General features: G+C 71.3%; 2 protein-coding genes and 1 pseudogene. All 3 read right to left on the bottom strand.

Annotated elements, in window-relative coordinates; genetic code table 11:
- Positions 1–26 precede the first annotated feature (26 nt).
- Positions 27–7349, bottom strand: a complete 7323-nt coding sequence (locus tag AC1HFH_RS23840) for an amino acid adenylation domain-containing protein (RefSeq protein ID WP_480245018.1) — start codon at positions 7347–7349, stop codon at positions 27–29.
- Between the two features lie 276 nt (positions 7350–7625).
- A pseudogene (locus AC1HFH_RS23845) lies at positions 7626–13610 on the bottom strand (amino acid adenylation domain-containing protein); the annotation flags it as partial.
- A 71-nt stretch (positions 13611–13681) separates the two neighbouring features.
- Positions 13682–20992 carry an amino acid adenylation domain-containing protein gene (locus AC1HFH_RS23850; RefSeq protein WP_480245019.1) on the bottom strand — a complete coding sequence of 2437 codons (7311 nt, stop codon included), beginning with the start codon at positions 20990–20992 and terminating at the stop codon, positions 13682–13684.
- Between the last annotated feature and the right edge of the window lie 169 nt (positions 20993–21161).

A 21161-nucleotide genomic window follows, 5' to 3' on the forward strand; every position in this document is an offset into this window, starting at 1 on the left:
TGCCCGGTCACCACACTTACCGCCACCTATCCAGTCGATCCTTGCCGCACCGGTGTACCGCCACCGGCACCGCCGATCATCTCACCCAAGCCGACGATCGTCGCGCCGGTGCCCGCACCCGGATCCGCCACCGCCACCGCCGACTCGGTGAACACATGGCTCACGCCGTCCGCTTCGCCGGCGGGGGCGAGCATGATCGCCCCACCCGAAAGCCCGGCGGCAACGACTTCGAGGAGGCCGGCCACCGAATCGGGCCGGCCGGCCGCCCTGGTCCGGGACTCGAAATCCACCCCGGTGCGTTCGGTGAGCCGCTGCACCACGCCGGCCAGTTCGTCGTAGCTGAGCAGGCGCCCGCCCCCGACGAAGGCCGGGTCCGCACCACGCAGCGCACGGGTGCGATGGGCGTATCCGATCGGGCGCGGCGACTGCGCCGCCCATTCCGCCCGGATCACCTCGTCATCGAGCGGCTGCCAGTCGATTCCGGTGTCGGTGCCCGGCTCGCCGGAGGCACCGGTGGTGAGACCGACCTTCACTTCCACCCGATCCGGCGGTTGGGTGTCCACCGTGGGCAGCGGAACCACGGCGGCGCCGGATTTGAGCACCGCCCAGATCGTGATGGCGGAGTCGGCGCCCCGGTCCAGCCGCACTGCGACACCGACCCCGGGGCCGCAGCCCCGGGCGATGAGCATCCGCGCCAGGCGGGAGGATTCGGCGTCGAACTCCTGGTAGGAGACCTCGCGGTCGGCGAAGATCAGGGCCGGCGCCTCGGGGTCCTCTTCGACGACGGCGGCGAGTTCCTGCGGGAGTGCGGCACCGTTGGCCACCGGGGTCGGCGCGTAGGCCGCCGCGGTGAGCTCCGGTTCCCGTTCGCCGGCCGACCGCAGATCGATGGTGCCCACCCGGACCGCCGGGTCGGCGACGACGGCACCGGCGATTTCGGTGAACGCCCGGGCGAACGCCGCCACCGTCTCCTCCTCGAACAGGTCGGTGGCGTAGGTGAACACCGCATCCAGGATTCCGGGGTCACCGGTTTCGGACTGCCGCGGTTCGATACCGAGTTGCAGATCGAACTTGGCCGGACGGGCCGCCAGGTCGAGCGCTTCGACACTCAGGCCGGGCAGCCGCAGCACCGGCGTCTCCAACTGCTGGAAGGACAGCACCACCTGGAACAGCGGGTTGTGCGAGACGGTTCCGGTGGGCGCGATCTCCTCCACGACCCGCTCGAACGGCAGATCGGCATGGGCGAACGCGGCGAGGTCCTCCTGCCGGGCCCGGGCGACCAGTTCGGCGAAGGTGGTGTCGGCGGCCACTTCGGTGCGCAGCGTCAGCGTGTTCACGAACATGCCGACCAGATCGTCGAGTACCGCCTCACCGCGCCCGGCGATCGGGGTGCCGATGGCGATATCGGTGTTCCCGGACAGGCGGGCGAGCAACACTGCCAGCACCGCATGCACCACCATGAACAGCGAGGCGTTCTGCTGGTGGGCGATATCGGCCAGCCCGGCATGCACCGGTGCGGGCAGTTCGAACCGATGCTCGGCGCCGCGCAGCGAAGCCACCGCGGGCCGGGGATGGTCGTGCGGCAGTTCTGCGACACCGGTCAGACCGTCCAGCCGCCGGCGCCAGTAGTCCAGCTGCCGCGCCCCGACCGACTCCGGGTCGTCCGGGTCGCCGAGCAGTTCCCGCTGCCACAGCGCATAGTCGGCGTACTGCACCGGCAGCGGGGACCAGTTCGGCGACCGGCCCTCCACCCGGGCCCGGTATGCGGTCACCAGGTCGCGGGCCAGCGGAGCGAGCGAGGCACCGTCGGCGAGAATGTGCTGCACCACCACGGCCAGCAGATGTTCCTCGTCGTCGGCCGGTCCGGTGGGCTCCGAGCTGAACAACCCGATCCGCAGTGGTACCCGGTCGACCACATCGAAGCCGCCGGCCAGCAGCCGCAACACCCGCTCCCGGGGGTCGGGGCATTCCTGCACCGGCAGACCGGCCGGCAGCACCGCACTGACCGGGACGATCTCCTGGCCCGGAGTACCGTCCGCATCGGCCGGGAACCGGGTGCGTAGCGCCTCGTGCCGTTCCAGCACATCGGCGACCGCGTAGCGCAGCGCCGAGACATCCAGGGCACCGTGCAGGCGCAGCACCAGCGGGATGTTGTACGCGGGCGAATCCGGGTCCATCCGGTTGAGCAGCCACATCCGCTGCTGGGCGGGCGACAGCGGAATCCGGTCCCGGTCCGCGGCGGCGACCAGCGGCGGCCGGACCGGCGCGCTCCCGGGGCGCACCCGCGAGGCCAGCGCCGCCACCGTCGGTGCCTCGAACAGGTCCCGCACCACCAGGTCGGCGCCCAGCGCGGTGTCGATCCGGGCGACGGCCTTGGTGGCCAGCAGTGAGTTCCCGCCCCGATCGAAGAAGTCGTCGTCGACGCCGACCTCGGCGATGTCGAGCACCGTCGCGAAGGTTTCCGCCACGGTCTGTTCGATCGGGGTGCGCGGGGCCCGGTATTCGGCGACGGCAGCGAATTCCGGTTCCGGCAGGGCGGCGCGATCCAGCTTGCCGTTCGGGGTGAGCGGCAGCTCGGGAACCACCACGACGGCGTCCGGGACCATGTACGAGGTGAGGAAGTCCGCCACCCGGGACCGGATGCCGGCCGGGTCCGGGTCCGGTGCGTCACCGGCCGCGACGACATAGCCGATCAGCCGGTCGCCGGTGTGCTCGTCGGTGCGAACCACGGCGACGGCCTGGCCGACCCCGGGCACCCCGAGCAGCGCGGTCTCGACCTCGCCGAGTTCGATCCGGAACCCGCGCAGCTGCACCTGCTGGTCACCGCGTCCGGCGTACTCCAGGGCGGGTTCGCCACCCACCCCGATCCAGCGGCCGAGATCGCCGGAACGATACATCCGCGCGCCGGGCGCACCGTTCGGGTCGGCGACGAAGCGAGTCGCGGTCAGGCCGGGTCGGCCCAGATAGCCGCGGCTCACCTGGCCGCCCGCGACATACATCTCGCCGGTGACCCCGAACGGCACCGGACGCAGCCGCTCGTCCAGCACCGTCACCGACAGGCCCGGCAGCGCGCGGCCGATGACGCTCGCCGACAGTTCGGTCATGGGTTCGTCGACGGTCAGCCGGGAGACGTGCACCGTGGTTTCGGTGATGCCGTACAGGTTCTCCAGACGCGGTGAATCCGGCCCGGTGCCGTACCGATCGATCCAGCGGCGCAATCGCCGCGGGTCCAGGGCCTCGCCGCCGAACACCACATAGCGCAGGCCCAGCGGTGCCGCGCCGGCCGCCTGGGCGGCCCGATCCGCCTCGGCGAGCTGAGCGAAGGCGGACGGTGTCTGGCTCAGCACCGTCACCTGTTCCCGGTCCAGCAGCTCCCGGAACTGTTCCGGGGAGCGAGCGGTGAACTGGTCCACCACCACGACACTGCTGCCGCCGGCCAGGGCACACCACAGTTCCCAGACCGAGAAATCGAAGGCGAACGAGTGGAACATGGTCCACACGTCGGACTCGTCGAAATCGAACTGCGACTGGGTGTTGGCGAACAGCTCCAGCAGGTTGCGATGGGTGACGGCCACCCCCTTGGGGACACCGGTGGACCCCGAGGTGTAGATCACGTACGCGAGATGGTCGGGCCGCAGTGGTGCGGTCCGGTCGGCGTCCCGGATCGGCGTGACCGCACCGCCGGACGGGGCGAGGGCATCCGCCGGATCCAGCAGCACCACCGGCAGCTCGGCGGCCGGCACCCGGTCGCGTTCCGCCGCCGTGGTCAGCAGCACCTTGGGGGCGGCATCGGTGAGAACGAATTCCAGGCGCTGTTCGGGATAGCCGGAATCGATGGGCAGGTAGGCGGCACCACTGAGCAGCACGCCGAGCAGCGCGACGGGCAGGTCCTCGGTGCGCGGTACCGCGACCGCCACCACTGTTTCCGGTCCGGCGCCGTGCGAGATGAGCCGGCGGGCCAGCCGGGTGGCCCGCTCCAGCAGCACCTCGAAGGTGAGCTGCCGGCTGCCGGCGCGCACGGCCACCGCCGCGGGGTCGCGCGCGGCCTGCGCCTGGATCAGTTCGGTCAGGGTGAGGTCGGGAACCGGCGCGCCGGGGGTGCGGCCCGCCCGCAGCATGAGCGCACGTTCTCCGGGTGCCAGCACATCGATGTCACCGACCACCCGATCCGGGTCGGCGGCGACGGCGGACAGGATACGCAGCCAGCGGTCGGCGATCTCGCGCACCGTCGCGGCGTCGAACAGCTCGGTGGCGTATCCGAGGTTCACCACCAGGCCGGCCGGTTCGCCGTCGGCGGTGCTACGTTCGGTGAGCTCCCACTGCAGGTCGAATTTCGCCGGTTGGAAATCGAACTCGGCCGGTTCGACGGTCAGGCCGGGCAGCGCCAGTTCCGGCTGCTCCAGGTTCTGGAAGGTCAGCATCACCTGGAACAGTGGATGCCGGGCGGTGGAACGGGCCGGTTCGAGCAGTTCCACCAGCCGTTCGAAGGGCAGCTCGGCATGCCCGAAGGCGGCGATATCGCGGGCACCCACCTGCTCGACGAGTGCCCGGAACCGGGCCGCCGGATCGACGTCGGTGCGCAACACCAGGGTGTTGACGAACATGCCGATCAGGTCGTCGAGTTCACGCAGGCCACGGCCGGCGACCGGGGTACCGATGGCGATGTCACGGCTGCCGGACAACCGGGCGAGCAGCACCGCCAGCGCCGTGTGCACCACCATGAACAGTGTGGTGCCGGTGTCGCGGCCGAGCCGGGACAGGCCGGTGTGCACCGTGGCGGGCACCTCGAACCGGTAGCGGTCGCCGCGATGGCTCGCGACGGCGGGCCGGTGCCGGTCGCGCAGCAGCGGCAGTTCGTCGGGCAGCCCGGCCAGCTCCCGGCGCCAGAAGGCCACCTGGGCGGCATAGCGCGAGGCCGGATCGGCTTCGTCGCCCAGCAGCTCCCGCTGCCACAGCGTGTAGTCGGCGTACTGCACCGGCAAAGGTGGCCGGTCCGGGCCGTGGCCCGCCCGGCGGTCGGCGTATGCCGCGATCAGGTCGCGGGTCAGCGGCCCGAAGGAGAATCCGTCGGCGGCGATGTGCTGGACCACGCAGACCAGCACGTGTTCCTCGGGCTGCACGGACAGCACCCGGATCCGCACCGGTGGCGCGATCGTGACATCGAACGGTGCCGCGGCCGCCTCGGCGATCGCGCCGGGCAGCTGCGCCTCGCTCACCGGCCGCATCGCGAACTCCGGTACCGCACGGGCGTCACCGGCGGGCAGCACCAGCTGATAGCCGGTGCCGTCGAGCTCCGGATACACCGTCCGCAGCACCTCGTGCCGGGTGACCAGATCGTCGACGGCGGCGCGCAGGGCATCCAGGTCCAGCTGCCCGCGCAGCCGGACCGCCACCGGAATATTGTCCACCGCGGCGGCCGGATCGAACCGGTTCAGGAACCACATCCGCTGCTGGGCATAGGACAGCGGGATACGTTCCGGGCGGGGTCGGGCCGTCAGTTCCGGCAGCGCATCCGCGTCGGCGGCACCGCTGTCCAGCCGGGCGGCCAGACCCGTCACCGTGCGGTCCTCGAACAGCCGCTGCACCGGCACCCGGGTGCCGAGTGCGGCACCGATCCGGGCGGCCGCCTGCGCGGCGAGCAGCGAATCGCCGCCCAGCTCGAAGAAGTCGTCGTCGGCACCGACCCGGCCGCCGGGTGTCGCCGGGCGCAGCAGTTCGGCGAAGATCTCGGCGACCCGGTGTTCGGTCGGCGTCGCCGGGGCCCGGTACCCGCGGGCCGCGAACACCGGCTGCGGCAGGGCGGCGCGGTCCAGCTTGCCCACCGAGGTGAGCGGCAGTTCGTCGAGCACCATGATCGACGCGGGGATCATGTAGGACGGCAGCGTGCCGCCGAGGAAGTCGGTGAGCTCGCCGGTTTCGACCGTGCGACCGACGCGGGGCAGCACATAGGCGACCAGCGCGGTGTTCCCGGACGGCAGCGACCGGCCGACGGTGACCGCATAGTCGAGGTCCGGATGCGCGGTCAGGGCATTGTCGATCTCGCCGAGTTCGACCCGGAAGCCGCGAACCTTGACCTGGAAATCGGCGCGGCCGACATACTCCAGCTCGGCCGCCTCCGCGGCCCCGTTGCCGCGCCGCACCAGGTCACCGGTGCGGTACAGGCGTCCCGGGCCGAACGGTGAGGCGACGAAGCGCTCGGCGGTCTGCCCCGGCCGGCCCAGATACCCCTGCGCCAGCCCCGGTCCGGCCAGATACAACTCGCCCACCACCCCGGCCGGCACCGGACGCAGCCGAGCGTCGAGGACGAAGGCACCCACGCCGGGGATCGGGGTGCCGATGGTGATCGGTTCACCCGGCGTGAGCGGCGGCGTTCCGGTGGCCAGAATGGTCGCCTCGGTCGGGCCGTAGCCGTTGAAGAAGGCGCGCTGGTCCCGCGCCCAGCGGGCGAGCAGTTCGGGGCCGAACCGGTCGCCGGCCACCACGACCACCCGCAGATCCGGCAGACCCTCGGGCGATACCGATTCCAGCGCACCCGGAGTGATCAGCAGGTGCGTGATCCGTTCCCGGCGCAGCAGTTCGGCCAGCTCGGGCCCGCCGAAGACTGTCGGTGGCGCGACGACCAGCGTCGCCCCGCTTGCGAAGGCCAGCAGCAGTTCCAGGACCGACACGTCGAAGCTGGGCGAACACACCTGCAGCACCCGGGATTCGGGCCCGACGTCGTAATGCGCCTGTTCGGCGGCCACCAGACCGGCCAGCCCGGCGTGGGTCACCACGACTCCCTTGGGGCGGCCGGTGGACCCGGAGGTGTAGATGACATAGGCCGGGTGTCGTTCGTCGACGGTGCGCACCCGGTCGGCATAGCTCACCGCGTGGCCGGGCCGTTCGGCGATCCGCTCGGCCACCACCGGATCATCCAGTTCGACCCAGTACACCGAGGTGCCGAGACCGGCCCGGTGCTTCGCCGTGGTCAGCCCCAGCACCGCCGCCGAGTCGGCGAGAACGTGCGCGATCCGCGCCGCAGGATGGCCCGGATCGACCGGCAGGAAGGCCGCACCGGTCTTGGCCACCGCCCACACCGCCAGGATGTATTCGGGTGACCGGCCGATCGCCAGCGCGACGACGTCACCGGCCCCGATCCCCCGGTCGATCAGTTCCCGCGCCAGCCGCGACGAATCCTGATCCAGCTGCCGGTAGCTGAAGACCCACTCGTCACCTGGTGCTCCGGTGGGGTTGTAGCTGATCGCCGGCGCATCGGCAGCGGACTCGACCGCAGCCGTCAGCAACTGCCCGAGCTGGGCCGTTGTCGACGAACGGCGCCTGGCACGACCGGCACGGCGGGGGGTATCCATGCAGTGCTTCACCTCTCGCGTCCGGCGGGGCCGACACGATGCAGCAGTTTATCCGCATGAGGGCGATCACCGAGCCGCTTCGCACGGACCTGATCGACCATGCCAGATACCGCGGAACAGCCCACCGCATCGCCCCGGCAAACATCCGGTGGGCAGTTCGGTGACCGCTCCGCCGACTGTACCGGCCGGCACCGGTGCGGTGTAACTCCCGACACACCGCACGCTGTTTTCGTCCGGTGGATCGGACAGGACCGGCGCGGTGTTACTCGTTGCCGATCACAGGTCCGCCAGCCGGTCCGCCAGCACCGGGCTCAGCACCGCCGTCGCCGCCGGGGAGACCATCTCCTGGTGGGTCACGGCGACCGGATGGTCGGCGATCGTGCCGGAGATGTGCGGTCGCCACAGCGATGCCCCGCCGGGTGCATCCGGCCCGGTGTCCATCGCGGTGAAATAGATCAGATCACCGTCGTAGGGCTGCACCGAATGCTGCGCCACCAGATCGGCCGTGCGCAGGGCGCCCCGGTAGATGCCGGCGAACCGCTCCGCGTCCACCGTCGCGGCGCCGTCGAGGGCCGCGTGCAGGGCGCGCAATGTCGCGGCATCCAGCTCGGCCAGGTCGGCGCCGGCGGGAATCCGATCCGCCGGGACGCCCAGCTCCAGCAGGACCTGCCGCAGCTCCGCCCGGATCCGGGCCGGATCGATCCGCGGTACCGCGTCCAGCAGCGCCAGCAGCTCGACCGATTCGCCCGCCGCCTGCAGCCGGGCGGCCACCGCTTGTGCCAGCACACCGCCGAGTGACCAGCCGAGCAGCCGGTACGGGCCCTGCGGCGCCGCGGCACGGACCTCGGCCACATAGCGGTCGATCAGGTCGGCCGCGTCGGCCGGTGCGAAATCCGGGTCGCCGAGCACCGGCGACTGGATGCCGACCACCGGTATCCCGGCGGGCAGGCTGCGGGCCAGCTCGGTATAGGGCCAGGCCAGCCCGGAGATCGGGTGGAAACAGATCAGCGGTGCACTGCCGGTGCCGTCCCGCAACGGCAACACCACCTGCAGCGCGGCGGCCAGGTCGGCGGCGGCATCCGGCCCGCCCGAGCCGAGCCGGCGGGCCAGCCCGCGCACCGTCGGATCGGCGAACAGCGCCGCAACGGTCAGGTTCGGGGCGTGGCTGCGCAACTGCCCGACCACCCGGGTGGACAGCAGCGAGTTGCCGCCGAGGGCGAAGAAGTCGTCGTCCGCCCCGACCCGGGAAAGCCCGAGCGCCTCGGCGAACACATCGGCCACCAGCTTCTCGGCCGGTGTCGCCGGTTCCCGGAACTCGGCGGCGGTGAACTCGGGATCGGGCAGTGCGGCCCGATCCAGCTTGCCGTTCACCGTGCGCGGCAGCGATTCGAGTTCCACAAACGCGGTCGGCACCATGTACGACGGCAGGCGGGCCGCCAGGCTCGCCTGAACCTTCGCCACATCCATACCGGTCCCGGCCGGAACCAGGTAGGCGACGACGCGATCACCGGCCACCGGGTCCGTCTGGGCCACGACCGCCGCCTGCCCGACCTCCGGCAGGGCGAGGACGGCGGCCTCGATCTCGCCGAGTTCGATCCGGAACCCACGGATCTTCACCTGGAAATCCGTGCGGCCTATGTAGTGAAGGACAGCGCTGTAGTGAAGGACAGCACCGTCCCCTGCCGGTTCGGTCGGCCGCCACATCACCAGGTCACCGGTGCGGTACAGCCGGCCGCCCGGCTGGAACGGGTCGGCGACGAATCGCTCGGCCGTCAGGTCCGGCCGGGCGTGGTAGCCACGCGCCAGTTGGGTACCGGCGAGGTAGAGCTCCCCCGGGACCCCGTCCGGTACCGGCTGCAGCCGCGAGTCCAGGACGTACACCCGGCTGTTCCATTCCGGGACGCCGATCGGGACGGTGTTCCGGTCCGCGCCGGTGACCCGATGGCCGGTGATCGAGACCGCGGCTTCGGTCGGGCCGTACAGGTTGTCCAGCCGGGCCCGCGGATACCGGGCGAGCCAGCGCTGCGCCAGATCCGCAGGCAGCGCCTCACCGATCGCCAGCACCCGCCGCAAGGCCGGAGCCTCGGCGCCGGACTTCGGTACACCGGTCCCCGGTACCGTCGGCACCATCGCGCCGATCCCCGGTACTGAACGCTCGGCAGGCTCCGGTCCGGCATCCGGCCCCGCGGTCACCGCATCAGCGGCAGATCCCGACACCGCACGCTCGACCGGCTCAGCATCAGCACCGGGCCGTAGGCCCGCACGACCGGCCGATCTCGACGGCGCGGCATCGACGGGGCCCGCTACCGCTTCGGCCGCGGGATCGGGAACTGTCAGTAGCGCGTCCAGCATGGACGGCACCGCATGCAGCGTGGTCACACCGTGCCGGCGGATGAGCCGGGCCAGGTAGTCCGGGTCGCGATGGCCGTCGGCGGCGGCAATGATCAGCCGGCCGCCGCAGACGGCGGCCGACCAGAACTCCCAGACCGACAGGTCGAAGGTGGCGGCGGTCTTGAGCAGCACCGCGTCGGTGACGTCCAGTCCGTATGCGGCCCGTTTCCACTGCAGCTGGTTCGCGATGGCCGCATGCGACACCGCGACACCCTTCGGCCGACCGGTCGACCCCGAGGTGAAGATCACGTAGGCGGTGTTGTCCGGCCGCAGCGGCCGCAGCCGCTCGGCATTCGCGATCGGGCCGGTGGCCGATTGCTCCGGCAGCGGTTCGTCCACTCGCAACACCGGCGCAACCGCGGTATCGAATCCGGATTCGGCGTTCGTCAGCACGCATACCGGGCGCGCGGATTCGAGAATGTACCCGGTCCGCTCGGCGGGCTGGTCCGGATCCACCGGCACATAGGCGCCACCGGCGCGGGCCACCGCGTACATGGCGACCACCAGGTCGACCGAGCGCCGCAATGCCAGCGCGACCCGGTCCTCCGGACCGACACCGCAGGCGATCAGCTGTCGCGCCAGCCGGTTCACCCGCCGGTCGAGTTCGGCGTAGGTGAGGACGGAATCGTCGGCGCCGATCAGGGCCACCGCCGCCGGGTCCGCCGCGACCGTGGCGTCCAGCAGCGAGACCAGCGTCGCCGTTTCGTCCACCGGGTGTGCGGTGTCGTTGCGATCGGTGAGGACCGCGGTGCGCTCCGCCGCGGTCAGCAGCTCCGCCGCACCGACCGGCCGGTCCGGCTCGCCCGCCAGTTCGACCAGCAGCTGTTCGAATCGGCGGGCCAGCCGGGCCGCGGTGGCCGGCTCGAACAGATCGGTGGCGTAGGTGAGCGCGCCGCCGATGCCCAGCGGCCGGCCGTCCTCGTCGTACCGGTCGGCAACGATCCAGTGCAGATCGAACTGGGAGACCTCGGCCGCCAGTTCGACGCCGGACACGGTCAGCCCGGGCAGTTCCAGGCTTGCTCCGGCCAGATTCTGGAAGGAGAGCCCCACCTGGAAGAGCGGATGCACGGCTGTCGAACGGGGCGGATTCAGCACTTCGACGAGCCGTTCGAACGGCACATCGGCGTGCGCGAAGGCCTGGATGTCCGCGGCGCGTTGCTCACTCAGCAGCTCGAGAAACGATGCGGCCGGGTCCACCCGGGAGCGGAACACCAGGGTGTTGACGAACATGCCGATCAGATCGTCGAGGGCCTCCTCACCGCGCCCGGCGATCGGCGTGCCGATGGCGATATCGTCGGTGCCGGACAGCCGGGCGAGCAGTACGGCAAGCGCGGTGTGCACCACCATGAACAGGGTGGCGCCCTCGGCCTGTGCCAGCTTCAGCAGTGCCCGATGGGTTTCGGCGTCGATCCGGATATCGGCCTTCGCTCCCGCGAAGGATTGGACGGGCGGGCGCGGCCGGTCGGTCGGCAGGTCCAGCCGGTCGGGCAGCCCCGCGAGGGCCTGCTGCCAGTACTCCACCTGCCGCGCCGCGGTCGAATCCGGGTCGGATTCGTCGCCGAGCAGCTCCCGCTGCCACAGGCTGTAGTCGGCGTACTGGACCGCCAGGGGCGGCCGGTCCGGAACCGTTCCGGCGGAGCGGGCCGCATAGGCGGCCATCAGATCACGGGTCAGTGGCGCGATCGACGATCCGTCAGCGGCGATGTGATGCACGACCAGGGCCAGTACATGGTCGGTACCGGCACCGTCGATGTCGAGCAGTGCGGCCCGCAACGGCACCTCCCGGGTGACGTCGAACACCGAGCCGACCACAGCGGCGACGGCCGACTCCAGCTCGTCCGCCGATACCTGGTGCACCGGCAAGTCCAGCGCCGCCTCGGAGGCGGGCAGCACCTGCTGCACCGGCCCGTCGGCCGTGTCCGGGTAGACCGTGCGCAGTACTTCGTGCCGCTGCACCAGATCGCCGACCGCGGTCCGCAAGGCCGGGACATCGAGAGTGCCGGTGAGCCGCACCGCGATCGGGATGTTGTATGCGATCGAGGTGGGGTCGAAGCGGTTCAGGAACCACATCCGCTGCTGGGCTGGGGACAACGGAATGCGCTCCGGCCGGGGTCCGGCGACCAGCGGCCGACGCGTTTCGGTGCCGGCCAGTTCACCGAGCCGCGCGGCGAGAGCGGCGACGGTCGAGGACTCGAACACCTCCCGCGGCGGAATCCGGGTGTCGACGGCGGCACCGAGGCGCGCGGCGACCTGGGTGGCGATCAGCGAATTGCCGCCGCGCTCGAAGAAATCGTCATCGGCGCCGATCGGGCCAGCGGTCGCGAGCAGCTCCCCGAACACCTCGGCCACCAGTGTCTCCAACCGGCCGGACGGCGCCCGGAATTCGGTACTGCGCAGCTGCGGAGCCGGCAGCGCGGTCCGGTCCAGTTTGCCGGCCGGCGTCAGCGGGATCCGGTCCAGCACGGTCACCGAGGCCGGCACCATATGTGCGGGCAGCCGTTCGGCCACCCGGCGCCGCAGCTCGTCGGGATCCGGTGCGGCGCCGGGGTGCAGCCGGACATACGCGGCCAGCACGGTGGCCCCGTTCTCCAGCCGGTGACCGGCCGTGACCGCGAAATCCACCCCGGGGCAGCCGGCCAGTACCGCGTCGATCTCGCCGAGCTCGATCCGGAAGCCGCGGATCTTCACCTGGAAGTCGTTGCGGCCCATGTACTCGAGATCGCCCGAGGTGTTCCGGCGCACCAGGTCGCCGGTGCGGTACATCCGGCCGCCCGACGGATCGAACGGGTTCGGCACGAATCGCGCCGCCGTCAGGTCCGGTCGGCGGTGGTAGCCGCGGGCGACCTGAGCACCGGCGATGTACAGCTCGCCCACCACTCCGTCGGGCAGCACGCCGAGCCGCTCGTCGAGGACGAATTCGGCCACGCCACCGATCGGCGTGCCCAGTGTGACCGGCTGCCCGGGATCGAGCGGGGTGATGTTGGTGGCGATCGTGGCCTCGGTCGGGCCGTACATGTTGAGGAACCGCCGTGCCGGGAGGTCCGGCCCGGTCCAGCGCTGCACCAGTTCCGGTGGGCACGCCTCACCACCCACTGCAACCACTGTCGCCGAGGTGGCCACGCGGGGGTCGATCGACGCCAGTGCGGCGGGGGTGAGGAAGAGGTGGGTCACCCGCCGGTCGCGCAGCACCTCACCCAGTTCGTCGCCACCGTACACGGTGGGCGCCACCACGACCATGGTGGTCGCACCGCCTGCGGCGAGCAGCAGTTCGAGCAGTGAGGCGTCGAAGGACGGTGAGGCGAAGTGCAGCGTCCGCGATTCCGTGTCGACACCGAAGCGTTCGCGCTGTTCGGCGCAGAATCCGGCCAGACCGGCCTGGGTGACCGTGACACCCTTCGGCAACCCGGTCGAACCGGAGGTGTAGATGATCCAGGCCGGATGTTCGGCCCGCAACGGCCGGACCCGGTCGCCCTGGGTGATCGGCTCGACCGGCGCCCCGGAACCGGCCGTCGCGTCGACGAGCAGCCAGTCCACATCATCGGCCAGGGCCGGGCGATCCGCGGCGACGGTGAGGCCGATCCGGGCACCGGAATCGGCGAGCATATGGGCGATCCGGTCGGCCGGATAGGCCGGGTCGACCGGGACGAACGCGGCACCCGATTTGGCGATCGCCCAGACCGCCAGCACCGATTCCAGGGACCGGGCGATCCCCATCGCCACCACGTCCTCCGGGCCGATGCCGCGTTCGATCAGCACCCGGGCCAACCTGGTGGAACGGGCATCGAGTTCGGCGTAGGTCAGCTGGCCCAGGACACCGGTGGCGTCGGCGAATTCGACCGCGGTACCGGTGGGATCGGTTTCCGCGGCAGCCGTCAGCAGTTGCGGAAGGGTGGTGACCCGGGCCCGGCGGACCCGGGTCGGCCGGGTGCGTCCGGCGCGGGTCACGCGGACACCGCCGCCAGCTCCTCGATGCTGACCACGATGGGCGCGGCCGCCGGCGCAGCACCGGCATCGAGCACCACCGCGGCCAGGTCCTCCAGCTGATCGGTACCGAGCCCGGGCAGTTCCTCGGCGGCGGTGAACAGGTGGGTCACCCATTCGTCGGCCAGCGCGGCACCCAGTTCGGTGCCGGTGACCTCGGTGCCTGCGCCCGGCACCAGCACCATGCTGGCCCCTTCGCGCCCCGCGGCCACCAGTTCGAGCAGCGCCGACCAGGATTCGGCGCCGCCGTGGCGGTAGGTGCGGGATTCGATGGTGAGCTCGGTGCGCTCGGTGAGCCGGGCAGCCGCGGCGGCCAGTTCGTCGTAGCTGACCGTCGCACCGGTCCCGGCCGCCACGAAGGCCGGATCGGTGCCCTGCAGCACCCCCAGCCGGTTCGCATAGGTCACCGGACGGGCCGACTGCAGGGCGGTCTCGGCGGCCACCGATTCGTCGTCGAGGGCCAGCCAGGTCACGCTGTCGTCGGCCGCGGCTTCGCGGCTGCCGGTGATACCGATCTTCACCGCCGGGGTGGCGGGAACCGCTGCACCAGGGCTCAGCGGAACCAGCGCGGCACCGGTCTTGAGCACCGCCCAGTCCGCAACCGCCCGCTCCGCGCCGCGGACCAGCCGGACCGCCACGCCGGTTCCGGGACCGCAACCGTGCGCGATGAGCGTGCGGGCCAATCGGGACGAACGCTCGTCGAGTTCCCGGTAGGTCAGCTCGGATTCACCCCAGACCAGCGCCGGGCCGTCCGGGTCGTCCTCGGCGACCGCGCTCAGCGACTGCGGCAGCTTCACTCCGGTGGCGGCCGGGGCCGCGGCGACCGGTTCGGGAGCGGCGACCCGGGCCCGTTCGGCGGCATCGAGGATGTCGATATCGCCGATCCGGGTCTGCGGGTCGGCGGCCACCGCGGTCAGGATCCGGTCGAGCCGGCGCCCGAGCGCCTCGGCGGTCGCATCGTCGAAGAGGTCGGTGGCATAGGCGAATACGGTCACCAGGTCGCCGGCCGAACCGTCCGCGGCCGGCTGTGGTTCCACGACCAGCTGGAGATCGAACTTCGCGGCGATCTCACCGGTGTCGACCGCTGCGACGGTGAGACCGGGCAGCTCCAGATCGGGCTGATCGATGTTCTGGAACGACAACGCCACCTGGAACAGCGGATTCGGGCCGGTGCGCCCCGGGGCGACGGTCTCGACCACCTGCTCGTACGGAAGGTCGGCGTGCGCGAAGGCGGCCAGATCGACCTCCCGCGCCTGCTGCACGAGTTCGTCGAAGCTGGTATCCGCCGCCACCTCGGTGCGCAGCGTCAGGGTGTTGACGAACATGCCGACCAGGTCGTCCAGGGCCCGCTCACCGCGCCCGGCGATCGGGGTGCCGACGGTGATGTCGGCGCTGCCGGTCAACCGGGACAGCAGAACCGCCAGCGCGGCGTGCACCACCATGAACAGGGTCGCGTTGTGGTCCCGGGCGATCCGGAGCAGGCCCTCGTGCACGTCGGCAGCCACCGTCATCCCGACCGAGGCGCCGCGGCCGGACGGGGTGGCCGGACGCGGCCGGTCGGACGGCAGTTCCGGGGCACCGGTCAGGCCGGCCAGCTGTTCCCGCCAGTAGGCGGCCTGCGCGGTGGCGACCGACTCCGGCTCGGTATCGGAGCCGATGGCGGCGCGCTGCCACAGGGCGTAGTCGGCGTACTGCACCGGCAGCGGTGCCCAGCCGGGGGCTTCGCCGCCGGTCCGGGCGACGTAGGCGGTCACCAGATCCCGCGCCAGCGGGGCCAGCGATACCCCGTCCGCGGAGATGTGGTGCACGACGACGACCAGCAGATGATCGTCGGCGGCCACCGGATCGTTCAGCAGACAGGCCCGGATCGGTGCGCCGGTGCCGACATCGAATCCGGTGGACATCAGCTCGCCCACCCGGCCGGGCAGATCGGCCGGGGTCTCCACCAGCAGCCCGTCGGGCAGGGCCTCGGTCACCGGCAGGACTTCCTGGTACGGCTGCCCACCGGCGCCGTCGGCCGGATACCGGGTCCGCAGCGCTTCGTGCCGGATCAGCACGTCCTCGACGGCCAGCCGCAGGGCCTCGGTGTCCAGGGTGCCGGTGAGCCGGATCGCGAACGGCATGTTGTACGAAGCCGATTCCGGATCGAGCTGGTTGACCACCCACATCCGTTGCTGCGCCAGCGAAAGCGGCACCCGGTCCGGCCGCTCGGCGACCCGCTGCAGCGGCGGCCGGGCGGCGGCGCCGCTGCCGACACCGGGGACGATGCGGGCGGCGAACGCGGCAACCGTCGGGGCCTCGAACAGGTCCCGCACCGCGACATCGCTGTCCAGAGCCTCGTTGATCCGGGCGATGGCGCGGGTGGCCAGCAGCGAGTTGCCGCCGAGCGCGAAATAGTCGTCGTCGGCGCCGACCCGCGGTAGCCCGAGCAGTTCGGCGAACACCCCGGCGACGATCTCCTCGGCGACGGTGATCGGCGCCCGGAACTCCCCGGCGGTGAACGTGGGTTCGGGCAGCGCCTTCCGATCCAGCTTGCCGCTGGTGTTGAGCGGGAACTCGGCGAGCTCCACGACCGCGCCCGGAATCATGTACGCGGGCAGGGTGTCCGCCACCGCGGCCAGCAACTCGGCCTGGTCGAGCTGGGCACCGGGCTGCGGCACCAGATAGACCGCGAGCTGTTCACCGGCGGGCGAATCCACCACCAGAGCGGCCGCCTGACTCACCGAATCCTGTGCCAGGAAGGCGGTTTCGATCTCGCCGAGCTCGATGCGCTGGCCACGGAACTTGACCTGGAAGTCGGTGCGGCCAATGTATTCGAGTCGAGCAGAGTTTTCTCGCCACAGCACCAGGTCACCGGTGCGGTACATACGCTGCCCGGGTTCGAACGGGTTGGCCACGAACCGATCCGAGGTCAGGTCCGGCCGGGCGACATAGCCGCGGGCCAGCTGGTCCCCGGCGAGATACAGCTCACCGGCCACCCCCGGCGCCACCGGCTGCAGCTGGGCATCCAGCACATAGACCCGCGAATTCCACTGCGGCACACCGATCGGCACGGTCGTCCGGTCGGTGCCGCCGGCTTCGGCGTAGGTGATCGACACGGCGGCCTCGGTGGGGCCGTAGAGGTTGTGCACCCGGGCCTGCGACATCTGCTTGACCGCCGTGACGGTTTCGGGCGGCAGCGCCTCCCCGATCACGAACACGTCCCGCAGCGTAGGGCAGCTGCCCGGTGCCGTGTGCGCCGCGAAGACGGTCAGCATCGACGGCACGAAGTCGGTGACGGTGACGCCCTGCTCGGCGATGGTCGCGGCCAGGTAGGCCGGATCCCGGTGCCCGTCGGGGGTGGCCACCACCAGCGTGGCGCCCCGCCGCAACGGCATGAAGTAGCCCCACAGCGACACGTCGAAGGTGGTCGCCGTCTTCTGCAGGTACACGTCACCCGGGCCCTGCGGATACTCGGCGAGCATCCATTCGATCTGGTTGTGGATGGCGGCATGCGAGACCGCGACACCCTTCGGACGACCGGTGGAACCGGAGGTGAAGATGACGTACGCCGGATGCTCCGGCCGGATCGGACGCAGCAGCTCGCCGGGCTGCACCGGTGTGCCGGGTACGGACTCGGCGACCTCGGTGTCGACGGTCACCGCCGGGGTGCCGGCGGGCAGCGCCGCGGCGTCGGCCGCGGTGGTGACCACGCAGACCGGTGCGGCGGTGGCCAGGATGTGGCCGATGCGTTCGGCCGGGTGATCCGGGTCCAGCGGCACGTAGGCGCCGCCGGCGGTCACGATGGCGTACATGCCGACCACCAGCTCGGGGGAACGCCGGATCGCCAGGCCCACCAGTGCTTCCGAACCCACGCCGCGGTCGATCAGGACACGCGCCAGCCGGTTCACCCGCTCGTCGAACTCCCGATACGTCCAGGCCGTGCCCTCGTACCGCAATGCCACGGCATCCGGGTGCTCGGTGACCGCCTGCCGGTAGCCGTCGAGCAGCAGGCCGGGCGTGATCGGGTGCCGGGTGTCGTTCCAGTCCACCAGGATCCGCTGTTGTTCGGCCGGTTCGAGCACATCGATCCGCCCCACCGGCCGGGCGGGATCGGCGACAACGGCGGCCAGCAGCCGCCGGAGCCGCTCGGCGAAGGCGGCCATCGACGTCTCGTCGAACAGATCGGTGGCGTACATGATCGCGGCACCCAGCCCGTCCGGCACACCGTCGCGCTCGCGCGGCACCACGGTCAGTTCCAGGTCGAACTTGGCGAACGGCACCGCCATATCGACGCCGCCGACCGACAGACCGGGCAACTCGAGTTGCGGCTGGTCCATGTTCTGGAAGGTCAGCATCACCTGGAACAGCGGATGCCGGGCCATCGACCGCACCGGGTCGAGCACCTCGACGAGCCGCTCGAACGGAACATCGGCGTGCCCGAAGGCGGCGATATCACCGGTACGCACCGCACCGAGCAGCTGTTCGAAGCTCTGGTTGCCGTCCACCCGGGTGCGCAGCACCAGGGTGTTGACGAACATGCCGATGACGTCGTCGAGCACGGCTTCACCGCGCCCGGCCACCGGGGTGCCGACCGCGATGTCGTCGGTGTTGGACAGGCGCGCCAGGAGCACGGCCAAGGCGGTGTGCACCACCATGAACAGCGTCGAATTGTGGGTGCGGGCCAGATCGTCGAGCGCCGCGTGCAGTTCGGCGTCGATCTCGAAGTCGTAGGCAGCACCCCGGTTCGACATCACCGGCGGCCGCGGCCGGTCCCGGACCAGCGGCAGTTCGTCCGGCAGGTCGGCGAGTTCGGCCCGCCAGAACGCGATCTGGGCAGCCAGCACCGAATCCGGGTCGTCCTCGGACCCCAGGGTGGCCCGCTGCCAGAGCGCATAGTCGGCATACTGCACGGCCAGCGGATGCCATTCGGGGGCCAGACCCCGGCTGCGCTGCGAGTAGGCCGAGATCAGGTCCCGGGTCAGCGGTCCCATCGAGAAACCGTCGGCCGCGATGTGGTGCACCACGCACAGCAGCACATGGTCGCCGTCGCTCAGCCGGAACAGCCGCAGCCGGACCGGCGGCGCCGCGGTCACGTCGAAACCATCAGTCGCGGCCTCGGCGATCAGCGCCGGCAGTTCGGCTGCACTCGCCGACACCTCCTCGACCGCCGGCACGGCCCGCGGATCCGACGGCGCCAGCACCACCTGGACACCGTCACCGTCGACGGCCGGATAGACGGTGCGCAGTACCTCGTGCCGGGCGACCAGATCGCCGACGGCGGCGCGCAGGGCGGCCACATCGAGATCACCGGTCAACCGCACCGGCAGCGGGATGTTGTTCACCCCGTCGTCGGGCGCGAACCGGTTGAGGAACCACATCCGCTGCTGGGCATAGGAGAGCGGGATCCGCTCCGGGCGCTCCTGCGCCACCAGCGGATTCCCGGTTCCGGCGCCGACATGCTGTTCGACCCGGGTCGCCAGCGATTCCACGGTGGTCGCCTCGAAGATCATCTGTACCGGCACCCGGGCGTCGAGGGCCTTACCGATCCGGGCGGCGGCCTGCGCGGCCAGCAGCGAGTTGCCGCCGAGCTCGAAGAAGTCGTCGTCGAGGCCGACCCCGCCCGGCTCGTCCTCGGTGCCCGGGACCAGCAGCGCACCGAACACCTCGGCGACGATCTCCTGTACCGGGGTCACCGGTGCGCGGAACTCGCGCGCGGTGAAGACCGGTTCCGGCAGTGCGGTGCGGTCCAGCTTGCCGGCGGGCGTCAGCGGAATCTCGTCGAGCACCATCACCGACGCCGGGACCATATAGGCGGGCAGCAGCCCGCCGACATGGTGGGCGAGGTCGGCCGCGGACACCTCGGCGCCGGAACGCAGGCGCACGTAAGCGACCAACGCGGTCACCCCATTGGTCAGCGTCCGGCCGTTCGTCGCCGCGAACTCGACATCGGGATGGGTGAGCAGGGCATTGTCGATCTCGCCGAGCTCGATACGCAGACCACGGATCTTGACCTGGAAGTCGCTGCGGCCGAGGTACTCGAAGCACCCCGATCCGTCGAGGCGCACCAGGTCGCCGGTCCGGTACAACCGGGTGCCCGGCGCATCCGCATCGGCACCGAACGGGTTGGCGACGAAACGCTCCGCGGTCAGGCCCGGCCGGTGCAGATAGCCCTGAGCCAGGGCGGGACCCGCCAGATAGAGTTCGCCGACCACGCCCGCCGGAACCGGCCGCAGCCGGGAGTCCAGGACGAAGGCGCCGATCCCGGCGATCTGCCCGCCCAGGGTGACGGCCGCGCCCGGCGTCATCTCCCCGGTGGTCACCATGACGGTGGCCTCGGTCGGCCCGTAGGCATTGAACACCGAGCGCCCACCGGCGGCCCAGCGTTCCACCAGTTGCGCACTCAGCTTGTCGCCGCCGGTGACCACGGCCCGCACCGAGTCCAGTCCCGCGGGGTCGACCGATTCCAGCGCGCCCGGGGTGATCAGCAGATGGCTCACCCGCTCCCGGCGCAGCAGTTCGGCCAGTTCGGCGCCACCGAACACGGTCGGCGGCACGATCACCAGGGTCGCGCCCACCGTGAAGGTGAACAGCATCTCCATCAGGGAGAAGTCGAAACTGGGCGAGCTGAGATGCGTCACCACCGAGTCACCGGTGATGCCGTACTGTCGGCCGGTGACCGCCATCGCGGCCAGGCCGGCATGGGTCACCACGACGCCCTTGGGCAGGCCGGTGGAGCCGGAGGTGTAGATCACGTACGCCGGGTGTCGGCTGTCGAGCTGCCGCACCCGGTCGGTGTAGGAGACGGCATGCCCGGGCCGCGCCGCGATCCGGGCGGCCACGACCTCGTCGTCCAGTTCGATCCAGTAGACGGCGGTGCCCAGGGCGGGCCGATGGGCATGGGTCGTGATGCCCATCGCGGCGCCGGAGTCGGTCACCATATGGTCGATCCGTTCGGCCGGATAGGCCGGGTCGACGGGCACGTAGGCGGCACCCGCCTTGGCGACCGCCCAGACCGCCAGCACCGACTCGATGGACCGGGTGATCGCGATGGCGACGATGTCACCGGGACCGATACCGCGTTCGATCAGTTCCCGCGCGAGCCGCGACGAGGCCTCGTCCAGTTCCCGGTAGCTGAGTTCGCGGGCATCGCCCGGCTCCCCGGTGGGCGAGAAACGCACCGCCGGCGCATCGGCGGCGGACTCGACGGCCGCGGTGAGCAACTGCCCGAACAGCGGCGTACTCGCCCGACGGCGCCGGTTACCACGGGTCGAACGGCGGGCAGTTTCCATCGAGTTCTTTCACCTTCCTACCGAGCGAGGACCGAACCGTGCCTCACTTCCTGCACCGAAGCGGGCGGTCCCGAGCAACGCGAGCCATAGTATCTGTCCGGCCCCGCCGTCCTGAAGGTTCGTGAACCGGGACCGCCGGGCGGACTATCGGAACTCGGCCGCCGCGCGT

This window comes from Nocardia sp. KT25-26 (assembly GCF_056627695.1).